This window comes from Mesorhizobium sp. WSM4311 (genome assembly GCF_002295115.1).
In the GTDB taxonomy this organism is placed as follows: domain Bacteria; phylum Pseudomonadota; class Alphaproteobacteria; order Rhizobiales; family Rhizobiaceae; genus Mesorhizobium.
In genome coordinates, this window is sequence record NZ_NSFV01000016.1 from 109,577 (window position 1) to 128,159 (window position 18,583).

Annotated in this window: 18 protein-coding genes and 1 tRNA gene; 8 read left to right on the plus strand and 11 right to left on the minus strand. The window is 62.1% G+C overall.

Features of this window, described 5'->3' with window-relative positions:
* Window positions 1-48 precede the first annotated feature (48 nt).
* The 3 genes from CK226_RS29535 (at window position 49) to CK226_RS29545 (ending at window position 4,230) form a co-directional block, all read left to right on the plus strand.
* Window positions 49-124 (plus strand) — tRNA-Lys (locus tag CK226_RS29535).
* Window positions 125-555: 431 nt separating this feature from the next.
* The gene (locus CK226_RS29540; RefSeq protein ID WP_095793747.1) at window positions 556-2,979 is read left to right on the plus strand and encodes a phosphoketolase family protein; all 2,424 of its coding nucleotides are present in this window, start codon (window positions 556-558) and stop codon (window positions 2,977-2,979) included.
* Window positions 2,980-3,030: 51 nt separating this feature from the next.
* Window positions 3,031-4,230: an acetate/propionate family kinase gene (locus CK226_RS29545; RefSeq protein ID WP_095775409.1), complete on the plus strand. Its 1,200-nt coding sequence runs from the start codon at window positions 3,031-3,033 to the stop codon at window positions 4,228-4,230.
* Here CK226_RS29545 and CK226_RS29550 read toward each other — a convergent pair.
* Window positions 4,227-4,742, minus strand: a complete 516-nt coding sequence (locus tag CK226_RS29550) for a GNAT family N-acetyltransferase (protein WP_095775410.1) — start codon at window positions 4,740-4,742, stop codon at window positions 4,227-4,229. The genes CK226_RS29545 and CK226_RS29550 overlap by 4 nt on opposite strands.
* Before the next feature lie 53 nt (window positions 4,743-4,795).
* Entirely contained in the window at window positions 4,796-5,443 is a 648-nt protein-coding gene (locus CK226_RS29555) for a helix-turn-helix domain-containing protein (RefSeq protein WP_095793730.1), read from the minus strand.
* Window positions 5,444-5,777: 334 nt separating this feature from the next.
* On the opposite strand from CK226_RS29555, the gene CK226_RS29560 reads away from it, so the two are divergent.
* The 3 genes from CK226_RS29560 (at window position 5,778) to CK226_RS29570 (ending at window position 8,529) form a co-directional block, all read left to right on the plus strand.
* Window positions 5,778-6,518 carry a metallophosphoesterase family protein gene (locus tag CK226_RS29560; protein ID WP_095775412.1) on the plus strand — a complete coding sequence of 247 codons (741 nt, stop codon included), beginning with the start codon at window positions 5,778-5,780 and terminating at the stop codon, window positions 6,516-6,518.
* A gap of 14 nt (window positions 6,519-6,532) precedes the next feature.
* Entirely contained in the window at window positions 6,533-7,939 is a 1,407-nt protein-coding gene (locus tag CK226_RS29565) for a bifunctional serine/threonine-protein kinase/universal stress protein (RefSeq protein ID WP_095793731.1), read from the plus strand.
* An 80-nt stretch (window positions 7,940-8,019) separates the two neighbouring features.
* Window positions 8,020-8,529, plus strand: coding sequence for a hydrolase (locus CK226_RS29570; RefSeq protein ID WP_095793732.1), 510 nt, complete (start codon window positions 8,020-8,022; stop codon window positions 8,527-8,529).
* On the opposite strand, the gene arcC is transcribed toward CK226_RS29570, so the two are convergent.
* The 6 genes from arcC to CK226_RS29600 form a co-directional block, all read right to left on the minus strand.
* Entirely contained in the window at window positions 8,526-9,461 is a 936-nt protein-coding gene (gene arcC, locus CK226_RS29575; protein ID WP_095789723.1) for a carbamate kinase, read from the minus strand. The genes CK226_RS29570 and arcC overlap by 4 nt on opposite strands.
* A gap of 1 nt (window position 9,462) precedes the next feature.
* Window positions 9,463-10,464, minus strand: coding sequence for an ornithine carbamoyltransferase (gene argF, locus CK226_RS29580; RefSeq protein ID WP_095793733.1), 1,002 nt, complete (start codon window positions 10,462-10,464; stop codon window positions 9,463-9,465).
* Between the two features lie 16 nt (window positions 10,465-10,480).
* On the minus strand, window positions 10,481-11,695 hold the full coding sequence (locus CK226_RS29585; RefSeq protein WP_095775417.1) for an arginine deiminase: 1,215 nt from the start codon (window positions 11,693-11,695) through the stop codon (window positions 10,481-10,483).
* A 27-nt stretch (window positions 11,696-11,722) separates the two neighbouring features.
* Window positions 11,723-13,246, minus strand: coding sequence for an arginine-ornithine antiporter (arcD, locus tag CK226_RS29590; RefSeq protein WP_245437883.1), 1,524 nt, complete (start codon window positions 13,244-13,246; stop codon window positions 11,723-11,725).
* 179 nt (window positions 13,247-13,425) lie between these two features.
* The gene (locus CK226_RS29595) at window positions 13,426-14,022 is read right to left on the minus strand and encodes a cytochrome b/b6 domain-containing protein (RefSeq protein ID WP_348629102.1); all 597 of its coding nucleotides are present in this window, start codon (window positions 14,020-14,022) and stop codon (window positions 13,426-13,428) included.
* Window positions 14,000-14,278 carry a PepSY domain-containing protein gene (locus CK226_RS29600; RefSeq protein ID WP_095793736.1) on the minus strand — a complete coding sequence of 93 codons (279 nt, stop codon included), beginning with the start codon at window positions 14,276-14,278 and terminating at the stop codon, window positions 14,000-14,002. Before CK226_RS29600 ends, CK226_RS29595 begins: the two co-directional genes overlap by 23 nt.
* Before the next feature lie 260 nt (window positions 14,279-14,538).
* Here CK226_RS29600 and CK226_RS29605 point away from each other — a divergent pair, with 260 nt between their 5' ends.
* Complete coding sequence (locus CK226_RS29605) at window positions 14,539-15,036, plus strand: sulfocyanin-like copper-binding protein (protein ID WP_095789728.1); 498 nt, start codon at window positions 14,539-14,541, stop codon at window positions 15,034-15,036.
* A 196-nt stretch (window positions 15,037-15,232) separates the two neighbouring features.
* Window positions 15,233-16,216 (plus strand): zinc-dependent alcohol dehydrogenase family protein, encoded by a 984-nt coding sequence (locus CK226_RS29610; protein WP_095793748.1) that lies wholly within the window; start codon window positions 15,233-15,235, stop codon window positions 16,214-16,216.
* A 14-nt stretch (window positions 16,217-16,230) separates the two neighbouring features.
* Here the strand turns inward: CK226_RS29610 and CK226_RS29615 are convergent, their stop codons facing one another.
* The 3 genes from CK226_RS29615 to CK226_RS29625 all read right to left on the minus strand — a co-directional run bounded on the left by CK226_RS29615 (window position 16,231) and on the right by CK226_RS29625 (window position 18,578).
* On the minus strand, window positions 16,231-16,821 hold the full coding sequence (locus CK226_RS29615; protein WP_095793737.1) for an NAD(P)H-dependent oxidoreductase: 591 nt from the start codon (window positions 16,819-16,821) through the stop codon (window positions 16,231-16,233).
* A 32-nt stretch (window positions 16,822-16,853) separates the two neighbouring features.
* A complete protein-coding gene (locus tag CK226_RS29620) occupies window positions 16,854-17,240 on the minus strand; it encodes a hypothetical protein (RefSeq protein ID WP_095775423.1) in 387 nt (128 codons plus the stop codon).
* 87 nt (window positions 17,241-17,327) lie between these two features.
* Complete coding sequence (locus tag CK226_RS29625; RefSeq protein ID WP_095793749.1) at window positions 17,328-18,578, minus strand: MgtC/SapB family protein; 1,251 nt, start codon at window positions 18,576-18,578, stop codon at window positions 17,328-17,330.
* Between the last annotated feature and the right edge of the window lie 5 nt (window positions 18,579-18,583).

Genomic DNA, 18,583 nt, shown 5'->3' on the forward strand with positions numbered 1-18,583 from the left:
CTCCCTATGTTCCGCGCAATTTCGAGGGCCGCCTTTTCGCGCCCGCGGGAGCGCGTAGCTCAGCCGGTAGAGCAACTGACTTTTAATCAGTAGGTCATGGGTTCGAATCCCATCGCGCTCACCAATATTTCAATGAAATCAATAAATTACACGAGGCTGACGGGGTTGTTTTGCCACAGCGCCGCATTTGTGTCCGCGTACGCGGCGTCTGGTGGGCCTCCAGACCGAGCATGCCCAACCTTCATTCCTCGACCGCACCGATGGCAGCATTTGCGGTGAATCAATGCAGCGCTGTCCGCGGCCTCCATAGATGTCGTGAGCGCAGGCATCCTGTGGTTCGGCCCTGTTGCGAAGGAGGCGAAATCTCATGAAGCCAATAGCATGTCTCTGCATGGCATACCCGGAGGCGCGCGCGCTCGAGGACACGGATACGTAAGGTTGCGAAGCGATGAACGGAAAGCGTGCACACGCGTTGGTGTCCATTCCCCGCGGATCGACGAACACAAGCCCATGTCGCGCTCCGGCGACAGGGCGCCAACAGGATGGGAGCCAGACATGACCGAGCATAGGACGATACCAGCTTCCGGCGGCCTTCGGTCGGATCGCGAGCTGCATGATATCGATGCCTATTGGCGCGCAGCCAACTATCTGACGATCGGCCAGATCTACCTGCTCGACAATCCGCTGCTGCGCGAACCGTTGCTGCTTGAGCACGTCAAGCCGCGTCTCCTCGGCCACTGGGGAACGTCGCCCGGATTGAGTTTCATCTATGCCCACCTCAATCGCGTCATCCGGCTCAGGGACGCGAATGTGATCTATATCTGCGGACCCGGTCATGGCGGCCCGGCAATGGTGGCGAATACCTATCTGGAAGGCACCTACAGCGAGCTCAATCCGGACATTGCGATGGACGAGCAGGGGATGCGCAAGCTGTTCCGGCAGTTCTCGTTTCCCGGCGGCATACCGAGCCATGCCGCACCGGACGTGCCGGGCTCGATCCATGAGGGCGGCGAGTTGGGCTATTCGCTTTCGCACGCCTATGGCGCGGCCTTTGACAATCCTGATCTCATCGTTGCCTGCGTCGTCGGTGACGGTGAAGCAGAAACCGGACCGTCGGCGGCCGCGTGGCACTCCAACAAATTCCTCAACCCGACGCGCGACGGGGCCGTGCTGCCGATCCTGCATCTCAACGGCTATAAGATCGCCAATCCAACTATACTGGCCCGCATTCCCGAAGAGGAATTGCGCGCGCTGTTTGCCGGCTACGGCTATGAGCCGCTGTTCGTGGAAGGCCACGAGCCGGTCCTGATGCATGAGCGGATGGCGAGCGTGCTCGACGATGCGTTTGATCGCATCAAGCTTATCCAGCATGCCGCGCGCAACGGACTAGCCCCGACCGAGCCAAGACCAAAATGGCCGATGATCGTGCTGCGCAGCCCTAAGGGGTGGACCGGGCCGAAAGAGGTCGACGGACTGAAGACAGAGGGCTTCTGGCGCTCGCACCAGGTTCCATTGTCGGGCCTTGCCGAAAACCCCGCGCATCTCAAGCTGCTTGAGGAGTGGCTGAGAAGCTACCGGCCCGAGGAACTGTTCGACGCCGCTGGCGCTCCTGTCGCTTCGATCCGCGCCACGGCCCCGCAGGCAACGAAACGAATGAGTGCCAACCCGCACGCCAATGGCGGGCTGCTGCGCAGGTCCCTCGAACTGCCCGGGTTGCATGACCACGCCATTGCGGTCGAGCGCCCCGGCGCCATCAAGGCCGAGTCGACGCGGGCGATGGGCAGCTTCCTGCGGGACGTCATGCGGTTGAATGAGGCCGCGAAGAACTTCCGCATCGTCGGCCCGGACGAGACTGCCTCAAACCGTCTTCAGGACGTGTTTGAAGTCACCGAGCGCGGCTGGATGGAAAAGATTCTGCCCGAAGACGTTCATCTCGGGCGCGACGGCCGAGTTCTCGAAATCCTCTCCGAGCACACCTGCCAGGGCTGGCTGGAAGGCTACCTGCTCACCGGGCGCCACGGCCTGTTTTCCTGCTACGAGGCGTTTATCCACATCGTCGATTCCATGTTCAACCAGCATGCGAAATGGCTGGATGCCTGCCGCGAGATCCCGTGGCGCCGGCCGATCGCATCGCTGAACTATCTGTTGTCCAGCCATGTCTGGCATCAGGAACATAACGGCTTCAGCCATCAGGACCCTGGTTTCATCGACGTCGCCCTCAACAAGAAGGCCGACATCGTACGGGTCTACCTGCCACCGGACGCCAACACCTTGCTGTGCGTGACCGACCATGTGCTGCAGACCTGGAACCGCATCAACGTCATCGTCGCAGGCAAGCCGCCGTCATGGCAGTGGCTGCCGATGGACAAGGCGATCGTTCACTGCCGGGCAGGGATCGGCATCTGGGACTGGGCGTCGACGGACGATGGGGCTGAGCCCGACGTCGTGATGGCTTGCGCCGGCGACGTCCCGACCCTCGAAACGCTGGCCGCCGTGCAGATCCTCAGGCAACAGGCTCCCGACCTCAGGATCAGGGTGGTCAATATCGTCGACCTGATGACGCTTCAGCCGAAGGAATATCATCCGCACGGTCTGTCGGATCGTGATTTCGATGCGCTGTTCACCCCGGATAAACCGGTCATCTTTGCCTATCATGGCTATCCCTGGACCATTCACCGCCTGACCTATCGGCGCACCAACCATGACAACATCCATGTGCGCGGCTACAACGAGGAAGGGACGACGACGACCCCTTTCGATATGACGGTGCTGAACGGCCTTGACCGCTTTCATATCGTCCAAAGCGTCCTCGACTGGGTTCCGCGACTGAAGGGCATGCGGGTCAGCCTGAAGCAGGCGATGGACAGCAAGCTGCTTAAACATCGAGCCTATATTCGCGCCCATGGGCAGGACATGCCGGAGATCCTTGACTGGAAGTGGGGACAGGATGCTGATGCGGCGCCGAAGCGTCCGGATTGAACGGACACCCGTTCGCAAGCGCATGGGAACGGCAACATTTCGGATGGCTTCATGACCGACGCGATCCTTGTTCTCAACGGCGGTTCTTCGAGCCTGAAGTTCGCCGTATTCGGGCGACGCGGTGAGCTGGCGCTGCTGCTGCGCGGCAACGTCTCCTCTCTGGGTCAACAACCGCGGCTGCGTGTCGAGGCCGTAGCCGGCAGCTCCAAAGTCGACAGGAGCCTGAGCAAAGAACCAATCGATATGGACAAGGCGTTCGCGGCGGTTGCCTCCGTGCTCGTCGAAAACGATCTCTTGCGTCGCATCGACAGGGTAGGGCACAGGATCGTTCACGGCGGGCGCGACTTCACCGAAGCAACGCAGCTCGACGAACGCACGCTCAAAGCACTGCGCTTGCTCGAGCCAATGGCGCCCATCCACCAACGGATCAATCTCGAGATTGTCGCGCTGGCCACTGCACTCCTCCCGCAGGCCGTCCAGGTAGGATGCTTCGACACGGCGTTTCATTCGACCCGGCCGGAGCTTGCCAAAACCTACGGGCTGCCGCGCGCGATGACCGAGGCGGGCATCGTTTCCTACGGCTTTCATGGGCTGTCCTACAGCCACATCGCTGCGAAGCTGCATGACCGATACGGCGCCGTCGCCGGCGGCCGCACGATCGTCGCTCATCTCGGCAGCGGCGCCAGCCTGTGCGCCATGGACTCTGGACGAAGCGTCGCCACGACCATGGGGTTTTCGACCCTGGACGGCCTTGTCATGAGCACGCGTTGCGGTGCGCTCGATCCGGGGGTCATCCTCCACTTGCTGCAGGAACGGCGGCTGTCCGCCGAAGAACTGGTCATGCTTCTCTACGAGCAATCAGGCCTACTCGGCGTGTCTGGTATATCTGGCGATATGCGGACCCTGATCGGCTCGGAGGATCCTGCTGCCGTTCAGGCTGTCGATCTCTTCGTTTATCGGATCGGACGCGAGATAGGATCGCTGGCCGCTGCCATGGGAGGACTGGACACACTGGTGTTCACTGCCGGCATTGGCGAAAACGCGCCGTTGGTCCGGGAAAGGATCGGCGCCGCCGCGGCCTGGCTTGGAGTTGGCATCGATGAACAGCGAAACCGACGAGGCGAGGACGTTGTTAGCAATCGCAATTCCCGCGTCGATGTCCTTGTCATTCCAGCAGATGAAGAACGTGCCGTCGCGGTAGAGATGTCGATCTTTGCGTCTTCGGCAAACCAGGAGGGGCCGAGCCCCTAACCGGCTGATCGTGCGCCCAGTTCCCTTCGAACCTGGACGAGTGTCGCATCGTCGGGATCGGTGGTCACGGTGAAACCCATGTCGCGCTCGACCTCGATGGCGGCACGGTTTTCACGGCTCTCGATCGCTTCGATCGCTTCGAGTCCAAGTTTTTCGGCATATTTCGAGATATAGGCGAGCAGTTCCCAGCCAACGCCCAGATGCTTGCGATCCGCGCGAATGCAGATCGCGACCTCGCCGGTTCGGTCGGCGCGATCGCTTGCCAGCGTCGCAACGGCGATCAACATCCCGTCGGTCGAGAAGGCCACGAAATTATGGATATGCGCGTCGTCTGAACGCGTCATCGCCACCAGCCGTTCATGCGAAACTTCCTTCACAGCGCCGAGAAAGCGGAAGCGCAGATCTTCCGCGGTCACATGCGTGAAGAACTCGGCCAGCCCGGCCTCGTCTTCAGGGCGCGCGCGACGCACTTCGAAGCGAAATCCGGTGTGGGTGGTAAGTGTATCGTTCATGACAACAAGATCCCTGATCTGAGGCTGACGTTACGCTCGCTGCTTGGGAGGGCTCATTCGCCCATGGTCCGTAACACGTCCTGCTTGAGGATTTCGACGCTGCGCAGGTTGAGCAGGCGGATGACGCCCTTGTCCTTCAGCCGGGTGAAAACCCGTGACACGGTCTCGATGGTGAGTCCCAGATAGTCGCCGATGTCCATGCGCGACATCGGAAGTTCCACCTGCCGCAGGCCGCCTTGGCGCTCCACCATATCCACCAGGAAGGCGGCCACGCGTTCGATGGCGTTCTGGCGACCCAGGACGAGGAGGTGTTCCTGGGCCCTGGTCAACCCCTTGAGCGCCAGGGGCAGCAACTGATGTGACATGTCCGCCCCAGCATTGAAGCGGAAGACACGAACACAGGTGGCATTGATCGCTTCGGCGAAGAAGTGGTGCGTCGTGCCAGCTTCGAAGCCGAATGTCTCTCCAGCCAGGTGGAAGGCACTTATCTGCCGGCGGCCATCGGCAAGCAGTCGGTAGATGCGAACGGCGCCGAACTCGACCTGGTAGAAGGCTCCCGCCTTCCCGCCCTGGGCATAGATCTCTGAACCCGCTGGGAAGAAGCTGACCGGCTGCACCGGCCCGGAATCGAGTGGCGCTGGCAGGCCCGGCTGAGCAAGATGCGACGACAATGAAATCCTGGAGGAGGTGTAGGCTTGCATGGCTGTCTTCCCGGTTGATCCGTGACACAGCAATCGCGCAAATCGGCGGGTGCCGAAATTCGGTTATGTCCCTACGGGAAACTACCTAGGCGAGGCCTGGACGTCAGGCGGCCGCCCTTGGCGTCGCTGCGATCCCGCTGCCATCCGACCCTGCGTCTTCGACTTTGCAGATGGTGTCGTGATATCCGCGATATACCGGCTCCGCGGATGCGACTGTCGTGGTTGGCAGCTTGGTTATTGCTCCTCCCGATTATCTCGCGCATGGGTGTTGAGCCGGATCAAATCATTCGCGCCGCCGGTTGCCTATGGTTTGCCTACGCTCGGGATAGGTTGAATGCGCATCGCGATCCTGTCTGATATCCATGCCAATCGCGAGGCGTTCGACGCAGCCCTGGAGGCCGTCCGAAGGCACGATCCGGACGAGGTGGTGTTGCTCGGCGATCTGGTCGGCTACGGGCCGGATCCCATCTATGTGATCGAGAAGGCCATCGATCTGGTGGCGCGCGGCGCGCTTTGCATCATGGGCAACCACGACGAGGCAGTGGCGCGGAACCTGAGCAACATGACTGAGAATGCACGGTTCGCGGCCCAGTGGACCCGTGAACGCCTCGCTTCCACGCACCTCGATTTCCTGGCGCGATTGCCGCTTTCACTGCAATCCGAGAACCGGCTGTATGTGCACGCCAGTGCCGAGAGGCCAGAAAGATGGTCGTATATACGCGACGTCGATGCGGCAGAACGCTGCCTGTCTTCAACGGATGCCCAGTTCATTTTCTGCGGCCATACCCACGTGCCGGCCATCTATTATGCGCTACCCGGGCGTCGACCGATGCATTTTCAGCCGCTGGACAACGTGGCGGCGCCACTGTCGGCGCTGAGGAGGCATCTGATAATTGCCGGCGCTGTTGGTCAACCTCGCGATGGCAACCCGGCGGCATGCTTTGTTCTTGTCGACCCACAACGCCACGAGGTCACGATGGTTCGTGTCCCCTATGATCATGAAGAAACGGCACGCAAGATCCAGGCCGCCGGTCTGCCCGGTTGGCTTGGCATGCGTTTGAAGATCGGCCGCTGAGGAGACGTATTCCCATGCAAAGGTTTGAGGCAGGGGCAGTCATCGATGGTTTCGAGCTGGTGGAAAAGCTGCCTGCCGGCGGCATGGCCTCGCTCTGGCGGGCGACCAACCCGCGATACGAATTCCCGCTTGTGCTGAAGATACCGTTTCTCGACCCGGGCGGGGATGTTTCCGTCATCCTCGGTTTCGAGGCGGAGGAGCTGATCCTCAAACGCCTGTCAGGCCCGCATGTGCCGCGTTTTGCGGCAGCCGGCAGCTTGTCGCGGGTGCCCTATCTTGCCATGGAGTTCGTGGCGGGCACCGGCCTGGCGGATCTCGTCGGCAACGCGCCGCTCCCCGTGGACGAGGTGACAAGGATCGGCGCCGAGATCGCGACCGCACTCGCTGCCCTGCACCGGCAGAAGGTCGTCCATCTCGATCTCAAACCCGAGAATGTCATTCTCGCCGAGCGCGGGGCAGTGCTCCTCGACTTCGGGCTCGCTCGGCACGCGGAGCTTCCCGATCTTCTCGGCGCGGAAAGCTCGGTGCCGATGGGCACGGCCGCCTATATTTCACCAGAACAGGTGCTCGGAGAGCGGTCCGACCCTGCAAGTGACTTGTTTGCTCTGGGTTGCATCCTCTATCAGCTGGCAACGGGCGAGGAGCCGTTCGGGCGGCCGGCGACTTTTGCGGGGATGAAGCGCAGGCTCTATCACGCTCCAAGGTCGCCGAGAGATATCAACGATGCCATTCCGCGTTGGCTGGAAGCCATCATCCTGAGATGCATGGAAGTGGACAGGTCTCGACGATATGTCGAGGCGGCGCACCTTCTGTCCGACCTGAGGAACCCCGACCAGGTGGTGGTCGCAAGGCGCAAACCCCAGGACAAGGGAGTATGGGCCGCGATCGCCAGGCTGTTTCACAAGACGGATGACAGATCGCTTGTCGGCAAGCCGACCTTGTCGAGGGCGCAGGCCGGCCCGTCTATTGTCCTCGCCGCGGTCGATCTGGCCAATGGCAGCGATGCGCTGGCGGGCGAGGTCCTCAATGAAACCGCTCGTGTGCTTGCTTCGCGCGAGGATTCCCGGCTGGCCTGCGTGACGGTCCTGAGGACCGAGATCATAGGCGAGACGCGGGCGGTCGACGAATCCGGACGCCCCGTCTACTTGAAACGGCTGGTGGCGCTGAAGGATTGGGCTCACCCACTTCATCTGCCGGAAGACCGCATCAGTTATCATGTGCTCGAAGCGGTCAGCCCCGCTGATGCGATCCTCGACTATGCCGAGCACAATGACGTCGGCCACATCGTCGTTGGTGCCCGGGCATCTTCGGCAATCCGCCGCCACCTCGGCAGCGTTTCGACCAAAGTGGTCGCACAGGCTCTTTGCTCGGTCTCGGTGGTCCGGCTGAAGGTCGTCGAGGAACAAGCGCGGCCGCTTTGATGCGTTCCAGGGCGTTTGACTCCGATCAAGGAAGGCTGGTGTCCTTGCCCGTCAGATGGCTGTTCAAATGGAGAAGAGCCATGCAGACGAATGCAACGCCTCGATACGACGCCAGCGTCAACACGACCGGTTGCTGCCCCAGATTCAATCCCGAGGGCTGGGACGGTCAGGAACTGCACTTCAGGGACAAACGGTTTGTCAAAGCCACGACCCACAGCGTCATGCATATCCCGGTGAACATGGGCAGCGTCTTCGCGCGCGTCAACAAACACATCGAGGACGCCGGTGCTTCCGATCCCGATCAGCTCATCGTTCTCAGCAGGGATGTCTCGCCCTGGAGCAGCGAGCATCTGTTTGCGACCTCGAAACCTGTCGCCAACGAAGAGATGACCACGCTGAGCGGCGACTATGTGACCAAATTGTTCGAGGGGCCATACAGCCAGGCGAGGGCGTGGGACGAAGAAATGCGGGAAATTGCGCGTCATCGAAACGCAGAGGGGCGCGAGGTCTATTTCTTCTACACGACATGCCCGAAATGCGCCGAAGCCTACGGCAAGAACTATGTCGTCGCCATCGCGGCGGTGGCCTAGGATCGTCCAGGTTCGGTGGCTGGAGCGCCGGGCTCGACCCAGGTACCGCGTTCCCCTCTGACGATTGCGACGGCATCATCGAGCTTGCCGATCGCCGCGGGTTTCCCCGTTTCTTCAGCGAATTCGATTGCGGCACCGACCTTGGGCCCCATGGAGCCGGCTGGAAAATTCCGTTCCGAGATCTCCTTGGCGGTCACGCGCCGAAGCGCATGCGCGGCAGCCGTTCCATAGTCGACATAGACGGCGTCGACATCCGTCAGCATGAGCAGCATGTCGGCCTTTAACGCGCGAGCGAGAAGCGAGCTTGCCAGATCCTTGTCGATGACGGCCTCCACGCCGCAAAGACTGCCGTCATCCCGGGCTATCACCGGAACCCCGCCGCCGCCGGTGCAGACGACGATCACGCCACGTTCGACCAAAAACGAAATCACGGACGCTTCCAGAATCTCCAACGGCTTGGGCGAGGCCACGACACGGCGCCATTTTTCGCCATCGGGCGCGATCTGCCAGCCGCGCTCGCCGGCAAGCCTATGCGCGGTTGCCTTGTCGTAGACCGGGCCGATCGGCTTCGTCGGGTGAGCGAAAGCCTGATCTTGCGGATCTACTTTCACCTGCGTCAGCAGGGTCGCAAAAAGCCTCTCCTTGAGGAGGTTGCCGAGCTCCTGCTCGATGACGTAACCGATCATGCCGGCGCTCTCGGCGCCAAGCACGTCGAGCGGAAACGTGCCGCCGTCCGACGTTGCCGCTGCCTGCAGGGCCAGAAGTCCCACCTGAGGCCCATTGCCGTGTGTGACGACAATCGAGTGCCCTTCGTCGACAAGTTCCGCGAGCACCGAAGCGGCGCGCACGATGTTGGCGCGCTGGTTGTCGGCTGTCATCGGTTCTCCACGACGCAGCAATGCGTTTCCGCCGAGCGCAACAACGACAAGCATCTCAGTTGCCGATCGTGGCGACGAGCAGGGCCTTGATCGTGTGCATCCGGTTTTCGGCCTGGTCGAAGACAATCGACGCAGCCGACTCGAATACGTCGTCGGTGACCTCCATGCAGTCGATGCCGTACTCCTTTGCGATGAACTCGCCGATCTCGGTACCGGTGTCGTGGAACGCCGGCAGGCAATGCATGAATTTGACGTGGGGATTGCCGGCGGCAGCCATCACCTCGCCGGTGACCCGATATGGTGTCAGAAGGCGAATGCGCTCGGCCCAGCCCGATTTGTCCTCGCCCATCGACATCCACACGTCGGTGTAGATGAAATCAGCATCCTGCACGCAACTCGGCACGTCCTCGTCGAGCCGGAAGCGGCCGCCGCTTTGTGCTGCCAGCCCTCGGACATGGGCGCAGAATGCCTCATCCGGCCAGAGCTCCCTTGGCGAGGCTATGCGCATGTCGATGCCGACCTTGGCAGCTCCAAGCGCCAGCGACTGCGCGACATTGTCGCGCCCTTCGCCAACGAAGGCGACGGTCATGTCAGAAAGATGCTTGTGCGTGAATTCGCGCATGGTCATGAAGTCGGCGAGAATCTGGGTCGGATGCGCCTCATCGGTGAGGCCGTTGTAGACGGGCACGCCGGCATGCGCGGCAAGCAGTTCGGCCTGATGCTGGCCAAAGCCTCGGTATTCGATCGCGTCGTACATCCGGCCGAGCACGCGAGCAGTATCCTTCATCGATTCCTTGTGGCCGATATGACTGCCGGTGGGGCCGAAATAGGTAACATGAGCGCCCTGGTCATAGGCCGCTACCTCGAACCCGGTCCGCGTGCGCGTCGAATCCTTCTCGAAGATCAACGCGATGTTCTTCCGGACAAGACGCGGGATTTCGTGGCCGGCGAGCTTGGCTGCCTTCAGGTCGGCTGCGAGCTTCAGCAGGAAACGGATCTCGTCGGCCGTGAGATCGTCCAAGGTCAGGACGGAGCGGCCATGAAGATTGATCGACATGGGAATTCCTTTCGGTTCAGATCGGGTCGCGCACAATCGGGCAGGTCATGCAGTGCCCGCCGCCTCGGCCGCGGCTGAGTTCGGCGCCTTCGACCGTGATCACTTCAATCCCGGCACGGCGCAGCAGTGTGTTGGTGTAGACGTTGCGGTCGTAGCCGATGACCACGCCGGGCTCGACCGCAACGACGTTGTTGCCATCATCCCATTGCTCGCGCTCGGCCTCGTAGCGGTCGCCGCCGGTGGCGATGATGCGCAGCGACTTCAGACCAAGGGCTTCCGCAACCACCGTCGTGAACGGCTTTGCCTCATCGGTGACCTCGACGGCCGTCTCTCCATCGCCAGGCCGCAGTGAGAAAGTGCGCATCCGGTCGACCACCGGCGGATACAACGTGACAAGGTCGCGATCGCAGAAAGTGAAGACGGTGTCGAGATGCATGAAACTTCGGTCCCTGGGCATCAGCGCAGCAATCACACGCGTCGCCTCGCCGGAGGCAAACAGGCTGCGCGCGAGATCGCCGACGGCTTGCGGCGTGGTGCGCTCGCCCATGCCGACGAGAACCGCTCCACCACCGATCGGCATGACGTCGCCGCCTTCCAGGCTGGTTCCTGTTCCCAGATCCGGCGAAACAAAGGGCACCCCGCTGTCGCGGAAGCGGGGATGGAAGCGGTAGACGGCTTCGACATTGGCCGCCTCCGGGCGCCTTGCAGGCCAATACATGGAATTGACCGAGACCGACCCGTAGATCCAGCAGGAGCTGTCACGCGTGAAAAGCTGGTTCGGCAGCGGCGGCACTACGAAATCTTGAGGAGCGAGCGTCCTTCCGGTCAGCCCTTTGGGTTCGAAAGGAAGCTCTGCCCGGGCAATGCCGCCGACAAGGCAGGACGACAATTGCTCCGATGACATCTCGTTGAGCCATCCCCGCAGTTCGCCGACCATGTCCAGCCCGACGACGCCGGGATGAATCCGGCGGTCGAGGAGCCAGTCGCGCGCCTTGCTCAGGCGCATTGTCTCAGCCAGGAGTTCCCCGAAGGAATGCACCAGCACGCCGCGTTCGCGCAAGGAATCGACGAAGACGTCGTGCTCGTGGCGGGCCCGCTTGACCCACAGCACGTCGTCGAAGAGCAGCGCCTTGCAGTTGTCCGGTGTCAGCCTGCGTAGGCTGAGGTCCGGACGGTGGACCATCACCTCGCGCAGCCGGCCGACTTCGGAATGGACACCCAGGCTTGTCATCGCGTCAACCCTCGCACAGCGGGCCTCTCACAGCGGACTGACGGCGCCGGTCCACATCTCGTAGACCGCGAGGATGGCGACCGCGATGAGGATCCCGGCGAGGGCGGCCTCGGCGGTATGGAACACGCGCTGATTGGTTTCACGGCGCGCCCAGACGTAGAAGATGATGCCTGGGGCATAGAGGATCGCGCACATGAACAGGTAGGCCGGGCCTGCTGCATAGACGAGCCACAAGCCGTAGACCGTTGCCACCAACCCGGCCAAAAGCGGGCCAGTGCGTTGCTCGCCGCTCTCGTAGCTCTCGCCGGTCAGCGCGAGCTTGGCAGCGTAAGCTCCAGAAAAGATATAGGGAACAAGGATTGCGGCCGACGCGATGTAGAACAATGCCTGATAGGTGCTTTGCGCGAACAGCGTGATCACCAGGAAAGCCTGGACAAGGAGGTTGGTGATCAGAAGCGAGGTCGCCGGCACACCGCGATCGCTTTCACGGCCGAAGAATTTCGGCATTGTCCCATCCTTGGCGGCGACATGTGGAATTTCTGCCGCGAGCAGCGTCCAGCTCAGGAAGGCGCCAACCACCGATACCACAAGCGCGAGGTTGATCAGGATAGCGCCGAAGGGACCGACAACCGCTTCCAGCACGCCCGCCATAGACGGATTCTTCAGCACTGCGAGCTCGGGTTGGCTGAGGATGCCGAGCGACAGCAGCGACACCAGGGCGTAGAGCGCAAGGCAGGTGAAGAAGCCGAGAACAGTTGCCGTGGCGATGTCCTTGCGACGTTCTGCGCGGCCGGAAAAGACGCTGGCGCCTTCGATGCCGATGAACACCCACAGGGTCACCAGCATCGTGCTCTTCACCTGTGCGGTGATCGAACCGAGACTGGCGTTGCCCAGACCGGTGAAGTCGAGCGACCAGACTTGCAGTTTGAAGGCAACCGCGACAGCCCCGACGAACAGGACGATGGGAGCGATCTTTGCCGCCGTGACGATGAGGTTCACGACCGCTGCCTGCCGGATACCGGCGAGAACCAGGACGTGGATTAGCCAAAGCAGGATCGATGCGCCGAGCACCGCCTGCCATGTGTTCCCATCACCGAAGGCCGGAAAGAAATAGGACAACGCGCTGAACACGATCACTGCGTAGGAGACGTTGCCGACCCAGGCGCTGATCCAGTAGCCCCAGGCGCTGTTGAAGCCGATGAAGGGGCCGAAGCCGGCCTTGGCGTAGGCGTAGGGCCCTGCGTCCAGCTCGGGCTTGCGGGTGGCTAGCGATTGATAGACGAAGACCAGTGCCAGCATGCCCACGGCTGTGATCGCCCAGCCGATCAGGATGGCAAGGGGGCCGGCCCCTGCAGCCATATTTTGCGGAAGGCTGAATACGCCGGAGCCGACCATCGAACCGATCACCAGTGCGGTGAGGGCTCCTACACGAAGTTTCGTTGGCGCCGCAGTCGCGACTCTCCGAACTGGGACGTTGATATCAGTCGTAGTCATGGACGCTCTCCCTAATCTGAAGGCTCTGATGGGAGGCAATAGACAGGAAGCCAGCACCAACGGCTTTGATGCGGGTCAATAAGCCTTTGCTGAATAAAGCTGAATAAAAGAGTGGCGATGGTGTTCCGGTTTCTGGGTCGCATCGCGTGCTTTCCGAGCCGTGTCGAACAGGAGCGACCGACTTGCGCCCCAGAAATCGTCCAAGGCGCAAATCGGATCCGGTCGGTTAATGGCTGTCAGGCAATGTCCGCCGGCTCGGCTTTGCGTTTTCGCCCCGTGATCATGGCCCGTACCAGGTTTTCGCGATGGCGAAAGCTTGCCAGAACGACGCCGCCTATATGGAAAAGGACCAGCAGAAGTAGGCCGTGTGCGCTGAGGCTGTGCATCGTTTCGACCCACGACACGCCGAAATAGGCGTCCGTCGTCATCAGCCAACCGGTCAGTGCGGTTGAACCCATCGCCGCGATCAGCATGAGTATCATTGCGCCGCCGGCAGGGTTGTGGCCGATGTAGCGGGCTTCGCGACCGTGCAGCAACGCCCAGAGGTAGCGCAGCATCGTTTCCGGGTCACGCACGAATTGCGAGAAGCGCGCATAGGGTGTGCCAAGGACACCCCACACGAGCCGCGTCACGACCAGCCCGGCAGCAGTGTAGCCAGCCCAATAGTGGACGTCCTCCGAAGAATGGGAAGTGAGCCAGGCCGTGACGAAGCTGAGCACCAGCGCCCAGTGAAAGCCTCGCACGACTCGGTCCCAGACGCGCACCATCTCCAGCGATGGTTGCGCGTCCGCCGCTATTGAAGCGTTCCGATCAGTTTTCGCCGGCTTCGGCATTATCGAGCTTTTCAAGGGTCTCGGCATTGTAGGCGAGATTCACTTTCTTGCCGGCCTTGTCGACTGCGTAGACTTCATAGCAACCCTTCTCGACCTTGATCTGGCGGACGGTGAGACCTTCGCCGATCAATTGCGCCTCGAGCGTTGCCTTGGGCTTGAACTGTGATTTCGGCGCGGTGCTGCAGCTGCCGCCAGCAGCGAGCGCCGGTCCTGCAAGCATGCCGACGAGCGCGGCGAGGACGAGTGTGCGATACATAATGGCTCCATTCGAGAGGTTGGGCGCTGATGTTGCGCCTTGAGGGGTGGATTTCGACCGGTTCGGCCAGACGGCGGTATGACCGTCATTGGTGCGGGATAGCCAATTCAACCTGACAACTGGCTGACAGCGGCTTCGGCATCGCCGATCGGGCTCACCGCCGGTCGGTTTGATTTGGCGCAAGGATCGCGGGTGGCGCCGCGAGCAGGATGGTGGCCGGGATACAGAGCGCTTCTGCTACTATCCCAAGGAGAAAAGTCATGAAAACCATGTTGAGGAGAGCTTCGCTTGGGGTTGCCGCCATAATGCTTATGCTCGGCAGCGCCAGCGCGACCCGGGCTGCTTCGATTGTCCAGGTCTCTTTGTGGGACAAGGGGGCAAGCGTGCAAATGCCCATGGGGCTCGCTTATGCGACGCCCGGGATCGATCTTTCGAAGGCCACCATGGGTATGAAGGCTTCCCCCGGAGCGGTGAAGGCCGGGGAGGTCACATTCAACGTGAAAAATGACTCCAAGGACACCGTTCACGAAATGATCGTCATGTATCTTGCCGATCCCGGCAAGCCGCTTCCCTATCTGGATGCCGAGAACCGGGTCGACGAAGACAAAGCAGGCGACAAGGGCGAGGTTTCAGAGCTCGATCCCGGCAAATCAGGCGCATTGACCGTCGAACTGAAGGCTGGAAAATACCTGCTTGTCTGCAACGTACCGGGTCACTATGGAGCCGGCATGTGGACCGAATTCACTGTCGATCCATAGGCCTTGAACCTGGCGACCCTGCGATTGTCGCAGTTTTTGAAAGCTCGCCGGGATCGCCGGTCCTGTCGGTTTGGCTGCCGCAGGACGGCAAGGTTACGACCGAAGGCAAGGTCAACGGTTGGGCCGAGCGTTGGCTCGACGAAACAGACGGATTGGGCGGTCTGGGCATTTTTTCCTGCGGCGTATGGAGCGCGTCATGAAAGCGATGGTGCTCGAAAAGGTCGGCGCCCCCTTGAAGCTGGTCGACAGGCCCGATCCCATGCCTGGGACGGGCGAGATAAGGCTGAAGGTCGAGGCATGCGCTGTCTGTCGCACTGATCTGCACGTGATTGATGGGGATCTGCGTCATCCAAAACTGCCGCTCATTCCGGGTCACGAAATCGTCGGCATCGTCGATTCTGTGGGCAAGGGCGTCGCGCGGTCCAGGGTGGGGCGCCGAGTTGGCGTACCTTGGCTCGGTCACACTTGCGGGCATTGTCCCTACTGCCTCGCAGGGAGTGAAAACCTTTGCGATCAGCCGGATTTCACGGGCTACATGCGCGATGGCGGCTTCGCCAGCCATGTCATTGCGGACGCGCAATTCGCTTTCGATCTGGACCGGGATGCCGATCCCGTATCGCTGGCGCCGTTGCTTTGCGCTGGCCTGATCGGCTGGCGATGCCTGAAGAAGGCCGGCGACGGCAAGCGGCTCGGGATTTACGGCTTCGGCGCTGCCGCGCATATCGTCGCCCAGATCGCGATGTGGCAAGGTCGTGAGATCTTCGCTGTCACCCGGCCGGGTGACAAGCAAGCACAGGAATTTGCTCCTTCGCTCGGAGCGACCTGGGCGGGCGGGTCTGATTTACTTCCGCCAAGGCTGCTCGATGCCGCGATCATCTTCGCTCCCGTCGGTGACCTGGTGCCGATCGCGCTTGGTGCTGTCCGCAAGGGCGGCCGGGTGGTTTGCGGCGGCATCCACATGAGCGACATTCCGGCGATGGCCTATGAGTTGCTCTGGCAAGAGCGTGAAATGGTGTCGGTGGCAAACCTGACGCGCCGCGACGCGGAAGAGTTCTTTCCCATTGCCAGGCGCGCCCAGGTGCACACGCACACCAAGGTGTACCCGCTGGAACAGGCCAATCAGGCACTGGACGATCTGAGGCAAGGCAGATTGAGCGGCGCCGCCGTCCTGGTGCCGTGATTGACAATCGAGAATTATCCGGCCCGTCGTCCCAGACCGCGCATTTGCCGGATCCACTTCGCACGGGTCGCATCGCCGGCGCCGGCGACCATGCCGAACAATGTCTCACGCACCGGACAGATGCCGACGAAATGCAGGATGCTCCGCCGCATGCCGGCCAGGCCATGTCCAAGGAACCACAGGCGGTAGAGAACGGCAGGCATGCCCATCGTCACCACGACGCGTGCGGAGCGGCCGCGAAGCAATGTCTTGGTGAAGCCGCCGCCCTTGTCCGGGTAGGCAAAGGCGGTTCCCGGCCGCATGACCTGTTCCAGGAATGCCTTGAGCATGGCCGGCATGGTTCCGAGCCACAGTGGGAAGACAAAGACGATGTGCTCGGCCCAGACGATCGCGTCGGCGGCCTCCCTGAGGCCGGCGGGAACCGCACCATGCTCGAACTCCTGCATTGTCCGCAGCATTGGAAAATCGAGCGCCGCCAGATCGACCCGGCGCACGGCGTGTCCCGCCTTCTCCGCGCCATCGCCATAGGCTTTGGCAAGGCCGCGGCAGAGCCGCTCGGGGGACGGGTCGGGATGGCCGACCACAATGAGGATGCGTCGCGACATGGTCTACTCGCAGCAAATCTGTCGTCGCGGCGTCAAGGCCGCTCGACCCGTGCCACCTGGTAGGTGTGCATGGCGCCGTTGCGCTCGATCGACACATATTCGCCGGTCACGAACCGTTCGTCGCCGAGATGAAAGCCGATTTCGTCGTCGCGATCGCCTTCGGCGTAGTCGAAATACCATTGTCCGCCCGGCTTGCGCCTCAGTCTGCCGATCAGGTCCTCCTCGCCGGTGCGGAAGCGGCGAACGCGACAGGAAGCCCTGTGCGATTTCCACTCTTCCGCATCGATCCGGCCTTCGCCGGTCAGCGGAGCCAGCACGTCGTAGCCCTCTTCGCGGTCGCCTTCCGGGTGACCCTTTTCACGGGCCAGCAGCAGCCGGACGTGGCGGAATTTGGGGGTGAGATCCTTCAGACTGGTCATGGCAAACTCCTTTACGGAGTTTCATAGAGCGGTGGCTGGACCTGGCCCTTGATCCGCATCAAACAAAACCCGGTCGCCGCGCGTCTTTCAGGTGCCGAGCAACAGCATGGCGCCGTAGCCGGCGGCCGCAGCGGCCATGGTTGCGCCGGCCAGAGGCACCCAGAATCTGACCGGACCGGCAAATACCGCGAGCGACAGCCGGCCGACAGCATTTGCCGCCAGCGCCGTGAGCACGGCCCGGCCCACCGTCTCGATGGACACGGAATGCTTGACCAGGCGCAACGCGCCGAGCACCGCAACATCGACATCGAACGTACCTGCAAGCGCCGAACTCGCCAGCAAGCCGCGCCCGCCGAATTGGGCGGCCAATCCGGCGCTCGCGGTCGCGACGATCGCGAAGAGCAAGGCGAAGAGCAGCAATGGGCCAAGTTCGAAGGGATTGCGTGCCATGGCGCTCCCTTCGCCATTCCCTTTGTCGCGGGTCAGCAGCAATGCGCCGCAGGCAGCGAAGACGAGGGCAGCCGCGATGGCCGGAATGCCGACCCAGGCGAAGACGCTCGGCTCGATGATCAGAACCACGGCGCAGACGCGGAGCACGGAAACCAATGCAGCCAATGATGCCGCTCCTGCGAGCGAAAGCGGGTTGCTTGCCGAAGCGGCGTTGCGGGCAAGCGCCAAAGTCACGGCGGTGGACGAGACGATCGCCCCGGCGAGCGAACTGACGAGCAGGCCGCGCGTATTTCCCAGGATGCGAACAGCCACATAGCCAGCGAACGAAATCGAGGCCATCAGCACCGTCAGGAACCAGACCTCCCACGGATTGAAACCTCCCCACGGGTCCATCGTCCGGTTCGGCAGCAAAGGCAGGACGACCGCCGTCATCACCGCCAGGATGAGAGCCGATCGCAGTTCGATCCAGGTCAGTCGCTTCAGCAGGCCGTGCAGGACCTCTCGGCTGGCCAGGATTGCCGCCAATGCCGCACCGCCGGCGGCAGCCGCCCGATAGTCGTCGGTGACCGAAAGCGCGCCCAGCGCAAAAACGCCAAGGGCCGCGATCACGCTCGTGACGCTGAAATCCTCGTCATGGGCAGCTTCGCGCGCCTTATACCAGGCAAAGATTGCGGCAAAGGCGATGAACCCGCCGACCAGCACCGATACTGCACCGAATGCGTTGGCGAGTGCGGCCAGAACGCCGCCGAGCAGGCCGGATATGCCAAAGGTGCGAATGCCCGCCGTGCGGCTGCGATCAGGCGCCTCCCGCTCGCGCCAGCCACGTTCCAATCCGACGAGCAAGCCAATTGCCAGGGCCAGTCCGAGCCGGGCGATGAGCGGATCCATCGCCG